The organism is Pseudomonas sp. IT-P44, assembly GCF_949768225.1.
Lineage (GTDB): Bacteria > Pseudomonadota > Gammaproteobacteria > Pseudomonadales > Pseudomonadaceae > Aquipseudomonas > Aquipseudomonas migulae.
This window is the reverse complement of sequence record NZ_CATKQM010000042.1, coordinates 1-15,595: the sequence shown is the minus strand read 5'-3', so window position 1 is coordinate 15,595 and position 15,595 is coordinate 1. Positions and strand designations below refer to the sequence as shown.

General features: G+C 62.2%; 18 protein-coding genes. 12 read left to right on the top strand and 6 right to left on the bottom strand.

The features are described from left to right. Nucleotides 1-76: 76 nt before the first annotated feature. Nucleotides 77-730, bottom strand: coding sequence for a class I SAM-dependent methyltransferase (locus ACM6IO_RS21015; RefSeq protein WP_414912154.1), 654 nt, complete (start codon nucleotides 728-730; stop codon nucleotides 77-79). After that, nucleotides 727-1,191, bottom strand: coding sequence for a YbaY family lipoprotein (locus ACM6IO_RS21010; RefSeq protein ID WP_032832770.1), 465 nt, complete (start codon nucleotides 1,189-1,191; stop codon nucleotides 727-729). Before ACM6IO_RS21010 ends, ACM6IO_RS21015 begins: the two co-directional genes overlap by 4 nt. A gap of 128 nt (nucleotides 1,192-1,319) precedes the next feature. Here ACM6IO_RS21010 and nrdR point away from each other — a divergent pair, with 128 nt between their 5' ends. The 12 genes from nrdR to ACM6IO_RS20950 all read left to right on the top strand — a co-directional run bounded on the left by nrdR (nucleotide 1,320) and on the right by ACM6IO_RS20950 (nucleotide 10,134). Further along, on the top strand, nucleotides 1,320-1,784 hold the full coding sequence (nrdR, locus tag ACM6IO_RS21005; protein WP_003228656.1) for a transcriptional regulator NrdR: 465 nt from the start codon (nucleotides 1,320-1,322) through the stop codon (nucleotides 1,782-1,784). After that, nucleotides 1,781-2,914: a bifunctional diaminohydroxyphosphoribosylaminopyrimidine deaminase/5-amino-6-(5-phosphoribosylamino)uracil reductase RibD gene (ribD, locus tag ACM6IO_RS21000; RefSeq protein WP_192228073.1), complete on the top strand. Its 1,134-nt coding sequence runs from the start codon at nucleotides 1,781-1,783 to the stop codon at nucleotides 2,912-2,914. The genes nrdR and ribD overlap by 4 nt, the downstream gene beginning before the upstream one ends. A 46-nt stretch (nucleotides 2,915-2,960) precedes the next feature. Then, complete coding sequence (locus tag ACM6IO_RS20995) at nucleotides 2,961-3,623, top strand: riboflavin synthase (RefSeq protein WP_008033746.1); 663 nt, start codon at nucleotides 2,961-2,963, stop codon at nucleotides 3,621-3,623. Nucleotides 3,624-3,639: 16 nt separating this feature from the next. Then, on the top strand, nucleotides 3,640-4,731 hold the full coding sequence (ribBA, locus tag ACM6IO_RS20990) for a bifunctional 3,4-dihydroxy-2-butanone-4-phosphate synthase/GTP cyclohydrolase II (RefSeq protein ID WP_008033745.1): 1,092 nt from the start codon (nucleotides 3,640-3,642) through the stop codon (nucleotides 4,729-4,731). Between the two features lie 91 nt (nucleotides 4,732-4,822). Further along, nucleotides 4,823-5,299, top strand: coding sequence for a 6,7-dimethyl-8-ribityllumazine synthase (gene ribE / locus ACM6IO_RS20985; RefSeq protein WP_003228649.1), 477 nt, complete (start codon nucleotides 4,823-4,825; stop codon nucleotides 5,297-5,299). Further along, entirely contained in the window at nucleotides 5,296-5,796 is a 501-nt protein-coding gene (gene nusB, locus ACM6IO_RS20980) for a transcription antitermination factor NusB (RefSeq protein ID WP_008042952.1), read from the top strand. Before ribE ends, nusB begins: the two co-directional genes overlap by 4 nt. A 27-nt stretch (nucleotides 5,797-5,823) precedes the next feature. Beyond that, nucleotides 5,824-6,789: a thiamine-phosphate kinase gene (gene thiL / locus ACM6IO_RS20975; protein ID WP_414912164.1), complete on the top strand. Its 966-nt coding sequence runs from the start codon at nucleotides 5,824-5,826 to the stop codon at nucleotides 6,787-6,789. Continuing rightward, nucleotides 6,786-7,289 carry a phosphatidylglycerophosphatase A gene (locus ACM6IO_RS20970; RefSeq protein WP_008033735.1) on the top strand — a complete coding sequence of 168 codons (504 nt, stop codon included), beginning with the start codon at nucleotides 6,786-6,788 and terminating at the stop codon, nucleotides 7,287-7,289. Before thiL ends, ACM6IO_RS20970 begins: the two co-directional genes overlap by 4 nt. 21 nt (nucleotides 7,290-7,310) lie before the next feature. Next, nucleotides 7,311-8,048 (top strand): substrate-binding periplasmic protein, encoded by a 738-nt coding sequence (locus ACM6IO_RS20965; protein WP_192228072.1) that lies wholly within the window; start codon nucleotides 7,311-7,313, stop codon nucleotides 8,046-8,048. A 252-nt stretch (nucleotides 8,049-8,300) separates the two neighbouring features. Beyond that, nucleotides 8,301-8,918: a GTP cyclohydrolase II gene (gene ribA / locus ACM6IO_RS20960; protein WP_008033730.1), complete on the top strand. Its 618-nt coding sequence runs from the start codon at nucleotides 8,301-8,303 to the stop codon at nucleotides 8,916-8,918. Beyond that, nucleotides 8,915-9,334 (top strand): hypothetical protein, encoded by a 420-nt coding sequence (locus ACM6IO_RS20955; protein ID WP_008033728.1) that lies wholly within the window; start codon nucleotides 8,915-8,917, stop codon nucleotides 9,332-9,334. Before ribA ends, ACM6IO_RS20955 begins: the two co-directional genes overlap by 4 nt. After that, nucleotides 9,334-10,134 carry a cobalamin-binding protein gene (locus ACM6IO_RS20950; protein ID WP_414912153.1) on the top strand — a complete coding sequence of 267 codons (801 nt, stop codon included), beginning with the start codon at nucleotides 9,334-9,336 and terminating at the stop codon, nucleotides 10,132-10,134. The genes ACM6IO_RS20955 and ACM6IO_RS20950 overlap by 1 nt, the downstream gene beginning before the upstream one ends. A 110-nt stretch (nucleotides 10,135-10,244) precedes the next feature. Here the strand turns inward: ACM6IO_RS20950 and ACM6IO_RS20945 are convergent, their stop codons facing one another. The 4 genes from ACM6IO_RS20945 to ACM6IO_RS20930 all read right to left on the bottom strand — a co-directional run bounded on the left by ACM6IO_RS20945 (nucleotide 10,245) and on the right by ACM6IO_RS20930 (nucleotide 15,373). Beyond that, the gene (locus ACM6IO_RS20945; protein ID WP_414912152.1) at nucleotides 10,245-12,128 is read right to left on the bottom strand and encodes a TonB-dependent receptor domain-containing protein; all 1,884 of its coding nucleotides are present in this window, start codon (nucleotides 12,126-12,128) and stop codon (nucleotides 10,245-10,247) included. 128 nt (nucleotides 12,129-12,256) lie between these two features. Continuing rightward, nucleotides 12,257-14,155: a 1-deoxy-D-xylulose-5-phosphate synthase gene (gene dxs / locus ACM6IO_RS20940; protein WP_414912151.1), complete on the bottom strand. Its 1,899-nt coding sequence runs from the start codon at nucleotides 14,153-14,155 to the stop codon at nucleotides 12,257-12,259. A 91-nt stretch (nucleotides 14,156-14,246) separates the two neighbouring features. Beyond that, nucleotides 14,247-15,134: a (2E,6E)-farnesyl diphosphate synthase gene (gene ispA / locus ACM6IO_RS20935; RefSeq protein WP_414912150.1), complete on the bottom strand. Its 888-nt coding sequence runs from the start codon at nucleotides 15,132-15,134 to the stop codon at nucleotides 14,247-14,249. Next, nucleotides 15,131-15,373 carry an exodeoxyribonuclease VII small subunit gene (locus tag ACM6IO_RS20930; RefSeq protein ID WP_007894317.1) on the bottom strand — a complete coding sequence of 81 codons (243 nt, stop codon included), beginning with the start codon at nucleotides 15,371-15,373 and terminating at the stop codon, nucleotides 15,131-15,133. Before ACM6IO_RS20930 ends, ispA begins: the two co-directional genes overlap by 4 nt. Nucleotides 15,374-15,595 lie beyond the last annotated feature (222 nt).

The following is a 15,595-nucleotide window of genomic DNA, read 5'->3' as shown; positions in this document are numbered from 1 at the left end:
CGCTCCTACAGGTCCGCGTCGTTATTAAGAGCGGCACTAAACCTGTAGGAGCGAGGCTTGCCCGCGAAGCTTTTAACTACCGCCGCGCGTGATACAGGCTCACATACCGAAACTCTTCAGGCTCGGCCAGATCCGGCAAGGTCATCGCTTCGAGCATTTCGATGCGTTGATACAACGGATGACGAAAATCCCTCACCCGCGAATCCGCCACCAGCGCTTCCCGGCCGCGACTCAAAAACTCATCGAGCAGCGGCAGATTCTCCCGGTCGTACAGCACGTCGGCCACCAGGATCAGATCAAAGCGATCTGCCTCGGCGAAAAAGTCCGTCGAGTAATTCAGTTCCACTTCATTGAGTTCGGCATTCGCCCGACAGGCGGCAATCGCCAGCGGGTCCAGGTCACACGCCACCACTTCCAGCGCCCCGGCCTTCACCGCGGCAATCCCCGCGACGCCGGAACCGGCACCAAAATCCAGCACGCGTTTGCCTTTGACCCACTCGGGGAATTCAGCGAGATAGCGGGCCATCGACAACCCGCTGGCCCAGCAGAAACTCCAATACGGCGGTTCATGCAGGATCCGCCGGGTTTCTTCCGGGCTAAAGGCGCGGTCCATGTTGTCGCCGTCGATCAGCCAGAGTTTCAGCGCGGTATCAGGCAAGGCGACCGGGACAAGTTGTGCATCGCCCAGCAACTCCCCCAACGCCTGTTGCAGGTCGAGCGGTGCAATCATGGCGCTTTGACGAATTGCAGTTGACCCAGGGCCTGGGTCGTCGGCTGGGTGATGACTTGTGACGGCAGGTGCAGAATCAGCTGGCCGGACTGGCTGGCGCGGCCTCGCAGTTCCACGCGGGCACCGGCCGGAAACGAATCCGGGTTGAAGCGCAGGTGAAACGGCAATACCTGATTGGTGCCGATCAGGCTGGAGCTGGCGAGCAATTGTTGCGGGCGATCCTTTTCATCGATCACCAGCAGCGCCAATTCGACTTCGGCACCGGCCGGCACGCCTTGCAGGGTGCCGCTCAATTCACGCTGATAAGCGGGCAGCGGACCGAGGTTGGCGGACTCGCGGGCTTTTTTCTGCGCCGCCTGTGGAGCGGGGCCGGGCGTTGGCGGCTGGGGCTTGGGTGCATCGCTGCTGCAGGCCACCAACAGGCTGAAAAGGCTGAGCAATACGAGCGGTCTGAGTGACATTTGCGGCTCCAGCAAGGTGAAATCCATGGATCATTCTCTATAGCCAGTCTGTATACCGCAAACCCTATGGCTTGTCTTGCCACCGGGATGCGCTACCATGGCCCTCCCTTTTTTTGTTGCCTGCCACCATGCACTGTCCCTTCTGCGGTGCCAACGACACCAAGGTCATCGACTCGCGTCTGGTCGCCGAGGGCGAACAGGTGCGCCGCCGGCGCGAATGCCTGGCCTGCGGCGAGCGTTTCACGACGTTCGAAACCGCTGAACTGGTGTTGCCGCGCCTGATCAAAACCGACGGCAGCCGCCAGCCGTTCGACGAAGAAAAACTCCGCGCCGGCATGCAGCGTGCGCTGGAGAAGCGCCCGGTGAGTGTCGAGCGCCTCGAATCGTCGCTGGTGCACATCAAACACAAGCTGCGCGCCACCGGCGAGCGCGAGGTCAAGTCCCTCGTGGTCGGTGAACTGGTGATGGCCGAGCTGCAAAAGCTCGATGAAGTCGCCTACATTCGTTTCGCCTCCGTGTATCGGCGCTTCCAGGACCTCAACGAGTTCCGCGAAGAGATCGATCGCCTGGCCCGTGAGCCGGTGAAAGAATGACCACCTCCACAGAGCTTGCCATCCTCGACGCCCATTACATGGCCCGCGCCCTGGAACTGGCGCGCAAAGGCCATTACACGACGCATCCCAACCCGCGTGTTGGCTGCGTGATCGTGAAGGACGGGCAGATTGTCGGCGAAGGCTGGCACGAGCGCACCGGCGAACCCCACGCCGAAGTCCACGCGCTGCGCGCTGCGGGCGACAAGGCCCGTGGAGCCACCGCTTACGTGACCCTCGAACCGTGCAGCCACCACGGCCGCACGCCGCCTTGCGCCGATGCGCTGGTGAATGCCGGCCTCGCACGCGTCGTCGCGGCGATGCAGGACCCGAACCCGTCGGTGGCCGGCCGTGGCATGCAGCGTCTGGCTCAGGCCGGCATTGCCATCGAAAGCGGTGTGCTGGAGGGTGAGGCACGTAAGCTCAATCAAGGCTTCCTCAAGCGCATGGAACACGGCTTGCCGTTCGTGCGGGTCAAGTTGGCCATGAGCCTCGACGGTCGCACGGCGATGGAAAGCGGCGAAAGCCAATGGATCACCGGCCCGGCCGCACGTTCGGCGGTTCAACGCCTGCGCGCCCAGGCCAGCGTGGTGCTGACCGGCGCCGACACGGTGCTGGCGGATAACGCCCGTTTGACCGTGCGCGCTGACGAGTTGGGGCTGGACGCCGAGCAAACCGCATTGGCAATGAGCCGTCCGCCGCTGCGCGTTTTAATCGATGGCCGCCTGCGCGTGCCGCTCGATGCGCCATTCTTCAAGGCCGGCCCGGCGCTGGTCGCCACCTGCATGGCGATTGAAGAACAATACGCCAACGGCCCGGAATGCCTGATTGTGGCCGGCGACGATGGCTTGGTTGACCTGCGCAAGTTGCTGGTCGAACTGGCCAATCGCGGCGTCAACGAAGTGCTGGTCGAGGCCGGTCCGCGTCTGGCCGGGGCCTTTGCCCAGCAAGGTCTGGTGGACGAATTCCAGATCTTCATCGCCGGCAAGTTCCTGGGCTCGTCAGCGCGCCCGTTGCTGGACTGGCCACTGGCGCAGATGAAAGACGCGCCCGAGCTCAAAATCACTGAAATCCGCGCGGTTGGCGATGACTGGCGAGTCATTGCCATTCCTGCGCCGACGGCGAGCGTATAATTCCGGGCCTGCGCCACGCGACGGCCCTGTTCTCGAGGAGGACTTCATGTTTACCGGCATCATCGAATCCATCGGCAGTATTCGTGCATTGACCCCAAAAGGCGGAGATGTGCGGGTCCATGTAGAAACCGGCAAGCTCGATCTGAGCGACGTCAAACTGGGCGACAGCATTGCGGTCAACGGCGTGTGCCTGACGGCCGTTGAGCTGCCAGGCAACGGTTTTGCCGCGGACGTCAGTCGCGAAACCCTCGACTGCACCGCCATGAACGACCTGAAAAGCGGCAGCCCGGTCAATCTGGAAAAAGCCCTGACCCCGACCACTCGCCTCGGCGGGCACCTGGTCAGCGGTCACGTCGATGGCGTGGGCGAAGTGGTTGCCCGCACCGAGAACGCACGCGCCGTGGAATTCCGCATCCGTGCACCGAAAGAACTGGCCAAGTACATCGCCCACAAAGGCTCGATCACCGTCGACGGCACCAGCCTGACCGTGAACGCGGTCGATGGCGCCGAGTTCTTGCTGACGATCATTCCGCACACCCTGAGCGAAACCATCATGGCGTCGTACCAGCCGGGTCGCCGGGTGAATCTGGAAGTGGACTTGCTGGCCCGTTACCTGGAGCGCCTGTTGCTGGGTGACAAGGCCGCCGAGCCGACTTCCAGTAACATTACCGAAAGCTTTCTGGCCGCCAACGGCTACCTCAAATCCTGACCCAAGGGGGTGCCTTGTGGCGCTCAATAGCATCGAAGAACTGGTTGAAGACATCCGCCAAGGCAAGATGGTCATCCTCATGGATGACGAAGACCGCGAGAACGAAGGCGACCTGATCATGGCCGCCGAGTGCTGCCAGGCCGAACACATCAATTTCATGGCCAAGCACGCCCGTGGCCTGATCTGCATGCCGATGAGCCGCGAGCGCTGCGAAACGCTGAAGCTGCCGTTGATGGCTCCACGCAACGGTTCCGGTTTCGGCACCAAGTTCACCGTGTCCATCGAAGCCGCCACCGGCGTGACCACCGGCATCTCCGCCGCTGACCGTGCGCGCACCGTGCAGGCCGCTGCCGCGAAAGACGCCAAGGCTGAAGACATCGTCAGCCCCGGCCACATCTTCCCGCTGATGGCCCAGGCCGGTGGCACCCTGGCTCGCGCCGGTCACACTGAAGCTGCCTGCGACCTCGCGCGCATGGCCGGTTTCGAGCCGAGCGGCGTGATCTGCGAAGTGATGAACGACGACGGCACCATGTCCCGTCGCGCCGAACTGGAAGCTTTCGCCGCCGAGCACAACATCAAGATCGGCACCATCGCCGACCTGATTCACTACCGGATGATCCACGAACGTACCGTTCAGCGGATTGCCGAGCAGCCACTGGACAGCGAACTGGGCCAATTCAACCTGGTGACCTATCGTGATTCCGTGGAAGGCGACGTGCACATGGCCCTGACCCTGGGCACCGTGTGCGCCGAAGAACCGACCCTGGTTCGCGTGCACAACATGGACCCGCTGCGCGACCTGTTGATGGTCAAGCAACCGGGCCGCTGGAGCCTGCGCGCCGCCATGGCCGCGGTTGCCGAGGCTGGCAGCGGCGTGGTGCTGTTGCTCGGTCACCCGCTCGATGGCGACGTGTTGCTGGCGCACATCCGCGAAACCGCCGATCACGCCGCGGTGAAAAAACCGACCACCTACAGCATCGTCGGTGCCGGTTCGCAGATCCTTCGGGACCTGGGCGTGCGCAAAATGCGCCTGATGTCTGCGCCAATGAAATTTAATGCGATATCCGGTTTCGATCTGGAAGTTGTAGAATACGTGCCCTCCGAATAATGACCGGTTGTTCCCGGCCCTGTATTCGCGGTTCAAATATCACTGAGGGACGCGTAGAAGACGCGTCCCGGCTCTTTAAGAGAACTAACGAATGACCCTGAAGACCATCGAAGGTACCTTCATCGCCCCTAAAGGCCGCTACGCTTTGGTAGTGGGCCGTTTCAACAGCTTCGTTGTTGAAAGCCTGGTCAGCGGTGCAGTTGATGCCCTGGTTCGCCATGGCGTGAGCGAAAGCGACATCACCATCATCCGCGCACCTGGCGCCTTCGAAATCCCGCTGGTTGCGCAGAAAGTCGCTCAGAAGGGCGAGTTCGCAGCCATCATCGCTCTGGGCGCGGTCATTCGTGGCGGTACTCCGCACTTCGAATACGTGGCGGGCGAATGCACCAAGGGCCTGGCCCAGGTGTCCATGGAGTTCGGCGTTCCGGTTGCCTTCGGCGTCCTGACCGTTGATTCCATCGAGCAAGCCATCGAACGTTCCGGCACCAAGGCCGGTAACAAAGGTGCCGAAGCTGCCCTGTCCGCTCTGGAAATGGTCAGCCTGCTGGCGCAGTTGGAGGCCAAGTGATTAGCGACGAAAGCGATCGTTTCAACCCGCGCGATCCAAAGCCTGCGGATGCCGGCAAGCCATCGAAAAGCGTCAAGCGTCGCGAAGCCCGTCAGCTCGCGACTCAGGCGCTGTACCAATGGCACATGGCCAGGCAATCGCTGAACGAGATCGAAGCGCAGTTCCGGGTCGATAACGATTTCAGCGATGTCGACGGCGCCTACTTCCGTGAAATCCTGCATGGGGTTCCCGCGCAGAAAGACCGTATCGACGCCGCACTGACACCTTGCCTGGACCTGACCATTGAAGAGCTGGACCCGGTTGAACTGGCGGTATTGCGCCTGTCCACCTGGGAACTGCTCGAGCGCGTCGATGTGCCTTACCGCGTTGTGATCAACGAAGGTATTGAACTGGCGAAGGTCTTCGGTTCCACCGACGGCCACAAGTTCGTCAACGGTGTACTCGACAAGCTGGCCCCGCGTCTGCGTGAAGCTGAAGTGAAGGCGTTCAAGCGCTGATTGGCGCTTGAACTCTTTGTCTCAGCCATGGGCGAGTTTGAGCTGATCCGCAATTTCTTCGCCGCCGCGCCTTGTGCGCAGGGCGGCGAAGGCGTTGCCCTGGGGATCGGCGATGACTGCGCCTTGCTCGCTGTTCCTCCCGGGGAGCAGCTGGCGATTTCCACCGACACGCTCGTGGCCGGTGTGCATTTCGCAGACCCCTGCGACCCGTTTCTGCTCGGTCAGCGTTCGCTGGCCGTGGCCGTCAGCGATCTGGCGGCCATGGGCGCCACGCCCGTTGCCTTTACCCTTGCCCTGACCTTGCCGACGGTAACCGCCGATTGGCTGGACGCCTATGCCCGTGGTTTGAACCGCATGGCGCAGAACTGCGGCGTTGCGCTGGTGGGGGGCGACACTACCCGTGGGCCGCTGAGCCTGACCATGACCGTGTTCGGGCGTGTGCCAAGTGGTTTGGCGTTGACCCGCAGCGGTGCGCAACCAGGCGACCTGCTGTGCGTCGGCGGTGAGCTGGGCAACGCCGCCGGTGCCTTGCCGCTGGTGCTCGGTCAGCGTACGGCTGAAGCCGCCATCGCCGATCCGCTGCTGGCGCATTACTGGTCGCCGCAGCCGCAACTCGCGCTGGGTCAGGCGTTGCGCGGTAAAGCCACTTCGGCGCTGGACATCTCCGATGGCTTGCTCGCCGACTGCGGGCACATCGCGCTCGCGTCGAGGGTCGGCATTCAGGTTGAGCGGGACCGCTTGCCGCTGTCGAAGGCCTTAGTGGCCTTCCTCGGTCAATCGGGCGCCGAACACGCCGCCCTGAGCGGTGGTGACGATTACGTACTGGCCTTCACCTTACCGTCCGTCGAGTTGCCGGGGTTGCTGGCAGATGGCTGGCCAATCCATGTGATCGGGCGCGTGGTCACGGGGCCGGGCGTTGTGCTGCTGGATGCCGCCGGACAAGACATCACCCCGAAAACCCGGGGCTATCAACATTTTCGGGAGACACCGTGACAGATCATCCCAAACAGGTTCCGGCGGAATTCGTACCGCCGTCGGTCTGGCGCAATCCCTGGCATTTCCTGGCGTTCGGCTTCGGCTCGGGCACCTTGCCAAAGGCACCGGGCACCTGGGGTTCGTTAGTTGCGCTACCCTTTATTCCGTTGTGGCAGATGCTGCCCGACTGGGGTTACTGGCTGATGCTGGGCATCACCATGCTGTTCGGCTTCTGGCTGTGCGGCAAAGTGGCCGACGATCTGCGGGTGCACGATCACGAAGGCATCGTCTGGGACGAAATGGTCGGGATGTGGATCACCCTGTGGCTGGTGCCGGAAGGCTGGTACTGGTTGCTCGCGGGTTTTCTGGTGTTCCGCTTCTTCGACATCCTCAAGCCGTGGCCGATTCACTGGATTGACCGGCATGTGCACGGCGGTGTCGGGATCATGCTCGACGACGTATTGGCCGGAGTGTTCGCGTGGCTGGCGATGCAGGGGCTGGTATGGATTTTCGCCTGAGTGGCGGAACAGGGAACTAGGATGGCTCGACGCTGGTTGGCTGTGATGGGTTTCGCACTGTTTGCTTCGCTCGCCCAGGCGGGGGAGGCAGTGACAACGCCATCGGTGATTCATCTGGCCAGCGAAGACTGGGAGGACTACACCGCCGCCGATGGCCATGGCCTGGGTTGGGACGTGTTGCGCGAAGTCTTCGAACCGGTCGGCGTCAAACTGGACATCAGGACCGAACCCTACATTCGCGCCATCGGCCTGGCGCAGCGTGGCGAAGTGGACGCCTGTGTAGGTGGTTATCGGGATGACGTCAGCGACCTGCTGTATCCGCGCTGGAATTACGACACCGATCACATCTACGCCTTGGGGCTGGCCAGCAATCCGGTGCCGACGCCGCAAACGCTGGGCAACTACCGGCTGGCCTGGGTCCGGGGTTACAGCTTCCAGAACTACCTGCCCAACGTACGTCGCTATAACGAGGTGATGCGGCGCACCGGCATTCTGTCGATGCTGACCCACAACCGTGCCGACTACTACATCGACGCGCTGACCGAGGTGGATTACGTGCTCCGCTGGACCAAGGATCCGTCCCAGTTCCGGCGCACGCACATCGCGGAATTGCCGCTGTACCTGTGCTTTGCCAATACGCCCAAGGCGCGAAAACTGATGGCGCTGTTCGACCAGCGAATGGACGTGCTGGTCAAAAACGGCCAGTTGAAACCGATTTTCGAACGCTGGAAACAGCCGTATCCGTTCGACCCGAATTGAACACAAATTCCGCGGCACACCGCGAACATTGTAGGAGCCGGCTTGCTGGCGATGGCGTCCATTCAGGCGATAAATATGCAGGCTGAACCTCCGCTATCGCCAGCAAGCCGGCTCCTACAGGTGTTGTTGCGCACTCGGTGATCAAACTTTTAGATCGTTATGCTCCATAATTCAGCCTAAGCGTCTGTAGGAACCTGCTGTTACAATGCCGCGTCTGCGAATCTCCAGTACTTATTGATCAGGAGCACACCGGTGCCTGTCGTTTTTGTCGCCGCTTCCAAGCTGCCAACGCCTTTTGCGCAATTCACCATGCATGGCTTTCTCGATGAAGAGAACGGGCGCGAGCACGTTGTCCTGAGCCTCGGTGAGTTCGACGATGGTGCCCCGGTACTCGGCCGCTTGCACTCTGAATGCCTGACCGGCGATGCCTTGTTCAGCCAGCGCTGCGACTGCGGCTCGCAACTCGAGGCTGCCTTGCAGGCCATCGCCCGCGAAGGCCGTGGCGTATTGCTGTATTTGCGTCAGGAAGGCCGTGGCATTGGCCTGCTGAACAAAATCCGCGCCTATGAATTGCAGGACGGCGGCGCCGACACCGTTGAAGCCAACGAGCGTCTGGGCTTCGCCGCCGACCAGCGCGACTACGCCATGTGCCTGCCGATGCTTGAGCACCTGGGGGTGAAATCCCTGCGCCTGATGACCAACAACCCGCGCAAGGTCAAAGCCTTGACCGACATGGGCATCGTCGTCGCCGAGCGCGTGCCGCTGCACACTGGCCACAATCCGCACAACAAACTCTACCTGGCCACCAAGGCCAGCAAGCTCGACCACATGATGGGCAACGAGCATCAGGGTGAGGTAGACCGGGCGTGACCCGGGGTCAAGTGCGGCGCCGACTGTCCGTCAGTTGGTGGCAATACCTGGCGTTGGCCCTGCTGCCGCTGTTCGTGATCAACGGCGTGTTTGGCCAGGGCGAGGCGATCCTGCCGGTGCTGGCGATGCCGCTGTTCATCGCCGGTGTGGCCTCGATGTTTGTCAGCCTGAAGTTTTTCGGTGGCTACAAACACGCACTGATCGCCACCCAGAAAGCCCTCGATACCCCTGAAGAGCCCGCCGCGTGGATTGTCCTGGCTGCCAAGCGCCGTACTGCGTTTCTGGCCGCCGGTTTACCGGCCTGGATCGGTGCGTTGGCCGTATTCGTCGGTCTTGAAGCGGTGCCGTTGGTGCTGTTGGCGCTGTCGACCACGGTGCTGTTCTACCTCTACCGTATCCCGCGTCAACTCGGCTGATGCGCCGCATCGGGCTGGCGGTTTTGCTGCTGGTCGTCAGTAGCCTGACCTCTGCGGTCGAGCGCGTCGTCAGCCTCGCGCCGTCTCTCTCTGAAATCGTCGTTGAGCTGGGTTCTGCTGATCTTCTGGTCGGCGTACTGGATGCCGGCGATCGTCCTGCTGAACTCAAAGACCTGCCTTCCGTTGGCCGCTATGGCCAGTTGGACATGGAGCGGTTGCTCAGCCTCAAACCCGATTTGCTGCTGCTCTGGCCCGGCAGTGTCGGCTCGGCCCAGCGTGAACAACTCAAGCGCCTGAACATCCCTACGTACGTCGCCGACCCCCACACTCTTGATCAACTGACCGCGCAAATCGAGGCGATTGCCACGCAGCTCGGCCGGCCCGAGCGAGGCGTGTCATTGGCCAGCGACCTGCGTCAGCGCCTCGATACACTGCGCCAGCGTTATCGGCGGGATGAACCGCTGCGGGTGTTTTATCAGGTCTGGGATCGTCCGCTGTACACCGTCGGTGGCGGGCAGATCATCAGCGATGCGCTGGACGTGTGCGGCGCGCGCAATGTGTTTGCCGACCTGGCATTGCCGGCGCCGCAAGTCAGCGTGGAGGCGGTGTTGCAGCGTAATCCCGAGGTGATTCTGGCCAGTGATCAGGCGCAGCTGGAGGCGTGGAAGGCCTGGCCGCAAGTGGCGGCGGTGGCGCAGGGGCGATTGCGGTTGGTGACGGATAAAGGGCTGGAGCGGCCGAGTGGGCAGATGATCGAGGCAACGGCCAAGCTCTGCCAATTGATAGCGCCCGATCGTTAAACCGCGGCGCCACCTTCGCGGGCAAGCCTCGCTCCTACAAAGCACCGTGATCCTCTGTAGGAGCGAGGCTTGCCCGCGAAGAGGCCCGCCCGAACACCGCAAATGTCAGATCAGATCTCCGGCGTCCAGGTCACCCCAAACATCCACGCCCGACCTTCTTCGCGATACCCATACTGACTGCCCTCATGGCTGTACAACGCCCGGCTGTAACCCTTGTCCAGCAGGTTATCGACCTTCAGCTCAAGCTTGATCTCACGATTCAGCTCCCAACTGCTGCGCAGCCCCAACAGCGCATACCCGCCTAACGGCTGCCGATTGTCCTCATCGTCAAAGCTGCTGCTCACCGCTTGCCAACTGGCACCGAGACCCAGTCGATCAAACTGTCGATCCAGATCCAGGCTCAAGGTCCGCCGTGCACGACGCGCCAGGGTGTGCCCGCTGTCGCGATCACGCGGGTCGATGAACGCCACGCCAAGGTTACTCTGCCAACCGAACAGCTCCTGCTTCAACGCCGCTTCAAACCCGTTGATCCGTGCCGAGGCGACGTTCTGCGGGGGGGTGTTGCTGCCGAAGATAATCGCGTCCTTGAGATCGGTGCGATACAGCGAGGCTTCGAGGCGGCTGTTTTCGGTTAGCTGACTGCGCCATTGCAGCTCGTAGCTTTTCGAGGTTTCAGGCTTCAGGTCCGGATTGCTGAAATTCGGGTAATACAAATCATTGAACGTCGGTGCGCGAAAGCCTTCGCTGTAGGTCAGCAGCACATCGTTTTCCGGGTTCAACGGCAGGGTGAAGGTGCCGCTCCAGCTGTTCTGGCTGCCAAACTGCTGGTTCTGGTCGCGGCGCAAGCCCAGCTCCGTGGAGAAACTGTCGGCCTGATAGCGATGCTGGATAAACGCCGCGCGATTCCAGCGGCTGTCCTCGTCGAATGCGGTGCTGCTGTTGATGCGGTCTTCGTACCAATCACCGCCGAGGATCAGGCTGTTGCGCGCGTCGAGCGTCAGGTCGTTCTGCCAGTTCACCGAGTCTCGGTAGGTGTTGAACACGCTGCGTTCATCGCTGAGCTTGTCCATGAGCTTCTCGCGGTTTTCGCTGTGGCCGAATTCGATGCGGGTTTTCCACGCGTCATTGACCTGTGCATCGATGTAACTGCTGACGCCGCTCACGCTGAAATCGCTGTAAGGCTGCTGTTGGTAGGACGCTTTTGTCATTTCGTCGTAGCGCCCGAGCGGACTGTCGAACGCGCTTTTGCCACGGTTATCCAGCAAGTTTGCGCCGATTTCGAGGTCATCGGTGAGGGCGTGACTCAGGCTCAGGCTCACCGACTTGTTGCGATACTCATCGTGATCACCATCGCTGGGGTACGACGCGTGGGTGCGATTGATCCCGGCGGTCTCATCGAGACTGGCGCCCAGGTTGAAGCGGGTTTGCTCATCGCCACCGGACACGCCAAGGCTGCGCTCCCACGTCTGGTTGCTGCCAAAACCCATGTGCAGGCGCGGTTGCAGGCCTTGTTCGGCGCCACGACGGGTGAAAATCTGGATCACCCCGCCAATTGCATCGCTGCCATAAATCACCGAGCGGGAGCCGCGCAGCACTTCCACGCGCTCGACTTGCTCGATGTTGATGTGTTGCAGGTTGCTGTCGCCGGAAGTCGAGTTGCCGATGCGTTGACCGTCCACCAGCACCAGGCTCTGAGCGGATTTGGTGCCGCGAATGTAAACCCCCGGCAAGCTGCCGCGCCCGCCGGTCTGCCCGACTTGCACGCCCGGCACGCGACGCAGCAGGTCGGTGACGCTGCCCGGTTGCAGGCGGTCGATGTCGTCGCGGGTGAACACGGTGTTGGCGGCGCTGCTGTCGTTGCGCGCTTCGACCTGGCGGTTGGCGCTGATCAGTACGTCGGGCAGTTTCAGGGCTTGATCGCGTTCGAAAGTGTCGGCCAGGAGCGGGCCGGACGGCAGAAGGGTCAGCGTCAGGGCGAGGCGGGAGAGTTTCATGGGTAATCCGTAGCAAACACGGGACTTGTAGGAGCGAGGCTTGCCCGCGAAGAGGCCATAACACTCAACATTTATGTTGACCGTTAGATCGTCTTCGCGGGCAAGCCTCGCTCCTACAGGGGGAGGGGTTACTGAGCTAGCAGTTGCAGGCGTTCGCGGATCGAGGCCTCGATCCCTGCCTCATCCAGTCCGCACTCGGCCAGCATTTGCGCGGGCTTGGCGTGTTCGACGTAAAGGTCCGGCAAGCCCAGGTGCAGCACCGACTTGAGGATGTTCTCGCGGGCGAGGAATTCGCTGACCGCGCCACCGGCACCGCCCATGATCGCGTTCTCTTCGATGGTCACCAGCAACTCATGGTTGCCGGCGATTTCGCGAACCAGCTCTTCATCCAGCGGTTTGACGAAACGCATGTCGACCACGGTGGCATCCAGCGTCTGGGCGACTTTCAGCGCCTCGGCCAATTGCACGCCGAACACCAGCAGGGCGACTTTGCTGCCCTGACGGCGAACCACGCCTTTGCCGATTTCAATTGGTTGCAGGTCTTTCTCGATCGTTGCGTTCGGGCCGTTGCCGCGCGGGTAACGCACCGCCGCCGGGCCGTTGTACAGATGGCCCGTGGTGAGCATTTTGCGCAGTTCGTTTTCGTCGCTCGGGGTCATCACCAGCATGCCGGGGATGCAGCGCAGGAACGACAGGTCGAAACTGCCTGCGTGCGTCGGGCCGTCTTCGCCGACCAGACCGGCGCGGTCGATGGCGAACAAGACGTCGAGGTTTTGCACCGCCACATCGTGAACAAGCTGATCGTAGCCGCGTTGCAGGAACGTCGAGTAGATCGCCACCACCGGTTTCGCGCCTTCACAGGCCATGCCCGCCGCGAAGGTGACGGCGTGCTGTTCGGCAATCGCCACGTCGAAATAGCGCAGCGGGAAACGCTCGCTGAAGGCCACCAGGTCGGAGCCTTCTTTCATCGCCGGGGTGATGCCCACCAAGCGTGGGTCGGCCGCGGCCATGTCGCACAGCCATTCGCCGAACACGCCGGAATACTTCGGACCGCTGGCTTTTTTCGGCGCAGCGGCCGGAGCGTCCAGCGGTTCGAGTTTGGTGATGGCGTGGTAACCGATCGGGTCGACTTCCGCCGGGGCGAAGCCTTTGCCTTTCTTGGTGACAATGTGCAGGAACTGCGGGCCTTTGAGATCGCGCATGTTGCGCAGAGTGGCGATCAGGGTCGGCAGGTCGTGGCCATCGATCGGGCCGATATAGTTCCAGCCCAGCTCTTCGAACAGCGTGCCGGGAACCAGCATGCCTTTGGCGTATTCTTCGGTGCGACGGGCGATTTCCCAGGCGCCGGGCAGGCGCGACAGGACCTTTTTGCTGCCTTCACGCATGCTCGCGTAGGTGCGGCTGGAAAGGATTTTCGCCAGGTAGTTCGACAAGCCACCGACGTTGCGCGAGATCGACATGTCGTTGTCGTTGAGGATCACCAGCATGTTGGCGTCCACTTCCGGCGCGTGGTTCAGCGCCTCGAACGCCATGCCGGCGGTCAGTGCGCCGTCGCCGATCACGGCAATCGCCTTGCGATCACTGTTTTGCAAGCGGGCGGCAATGGCCATGCCCAGCGCTGCGCTGATCGAGGTGCTGGAGTGGCCGACGCCAAAGGTGTCGTACTCGCTTTCGGAGCGGCGCGGGAAGGCGGCGACGCCATCCTTCTGGCGCAGGGTGCCCATGCGCTCGCGACGGCCGGTGAGGATCTTGTGCGGATAGGCCTGATGACCCACGTCCCACACCAGCCGGTCGTCCGGGGTGTCGAAGACGTAATGCAACGCTATGGTCAGCTCGATGACGCCCAGGCCGGCACCGAAATGCCCGCCGGTCTGACCGACCGTGTAGAGCAATTCCAGGCGCAACTCATCGGCCAGGGTTTCCAGCTCGGCTTCGCCTAACCGGCGCAGGCCGTCCGGCGTGTTGGCACGGTCGAGCAGGGGCGTGGTCGGGCGCTTGCGGGGAATCTCATGAAACGTCGTGGGCATCAGGCGAATCGTTATAGGTATAGAAGAGGCGGCAGTTTACCTGATGCATCGGCCCCTGCCCACGCGTTGCTCTTTTTTGGCGGATACGCTGTCAGCTGCGCCGTTCGACGATATACCGGGCCAAATCGCGCAATGGCTCGGCGGCCGCGTCAAACGGTCGCAGCGCGTGCAGGGCCTGATCGCGCAGTTCCAGCGCGTAGGCTTTGGCCGCATCGAGGCCGAGCAGGGCCGGGTAGGTCGGTTTGTCGCGCGCGATGTCGGCGCCCTGGCGTTTGCCGAGGGTTTCGGTATCGCTTTCGACGTCGAGAATGTCGTCCTGCACCTGGAAGGCCAGGCCGATGGCCTGTGCATAAGTCTGCAAGGACTTCAGTTCGTCTTTCTCGGCCCGGCCGCTGGCGAGGGCGCCGAGTTTGACGCTGGCCTCAATCAGCGCGCCGGTCTTGTGCCGGTGCATGTATTCGAGGGCATTCTGATCGAGCTTCAAGCCGACCGAACCGAGGTCGATGGCTTGACCGCCGACCATGCCGGCCGGTCCTGCTGCCAACGCCAATGCGCTGACCATTTGCAGGCGGATCTCCGCATCGGACGTGCTCAGGCGCGGGTCGAGCAGGGCGCTGAAGGCCAGGCTCTGCAAACCGTCACCGGCGAGAATCGCGCAGGCTTCATCGAATTTTTTGTGGGTGGTCGGCTGGCCGCGACGCAGATCGTCGTCGTCCATCGCCGGCAAATCGTCGTGCACCAGCGAATAAGCGTGGATCAGTTCCACCGCGCAGGCAGCGCCGTTGGCTTGCTCGGCCTTGCCGCCCAGCGCTTCGCACGCTGCGTAGGCCAGCAGTGGACGCACGCGCTTGCCGCCGTTCATCACGCTGTAGCGCATGGCTTCGTAGAGCCGCGCGAGTTCCGGGCTTGGTGCGTTGAACAGGGTTTCCAGTGCCGCGTTGACGCGGGCCTGGCTCGTCGCCGAATACGCTGCAATCATTCTGGTTGATCCGCGTCGAAGGGTTCCTCGGCGAGCTCGCCATCACGTTCGAGCAGCACTTGAACCTTCTGCTCGGCCTGGGCCAGCGCTGCCTGGCAATCACGGGTCAGACCGATGCCTTGCTCGAAAGCCGTCAGCGAGTCTTCCAGCGACAGTTCGCCGTTCTCCAGTCGCTCTACCAGCGTTTGCAGGTCGGCGAGGGATTGTTCGAAATCCAGTGCAGCTTTTTTGCGGGCCATGGCGGCGATTTCCGGTTGACGTTAAACCGGCGCGACACTAGCAGACATGGGGGGTATGGGCAAATGAGGGCATTGTTTGTTGTGCGGTTGGTTGGTTGGTTGGTTGGGGGGATATCCGTTTTTGCGGTAACGGCTTCTATTGGTTCCGCCCTTACGGCGGGTCACTTGGAGAAGCGCCAAGTAACCAAGCGCTTTTGCCCCTTTCGTTCGGTGCCTCGCTGT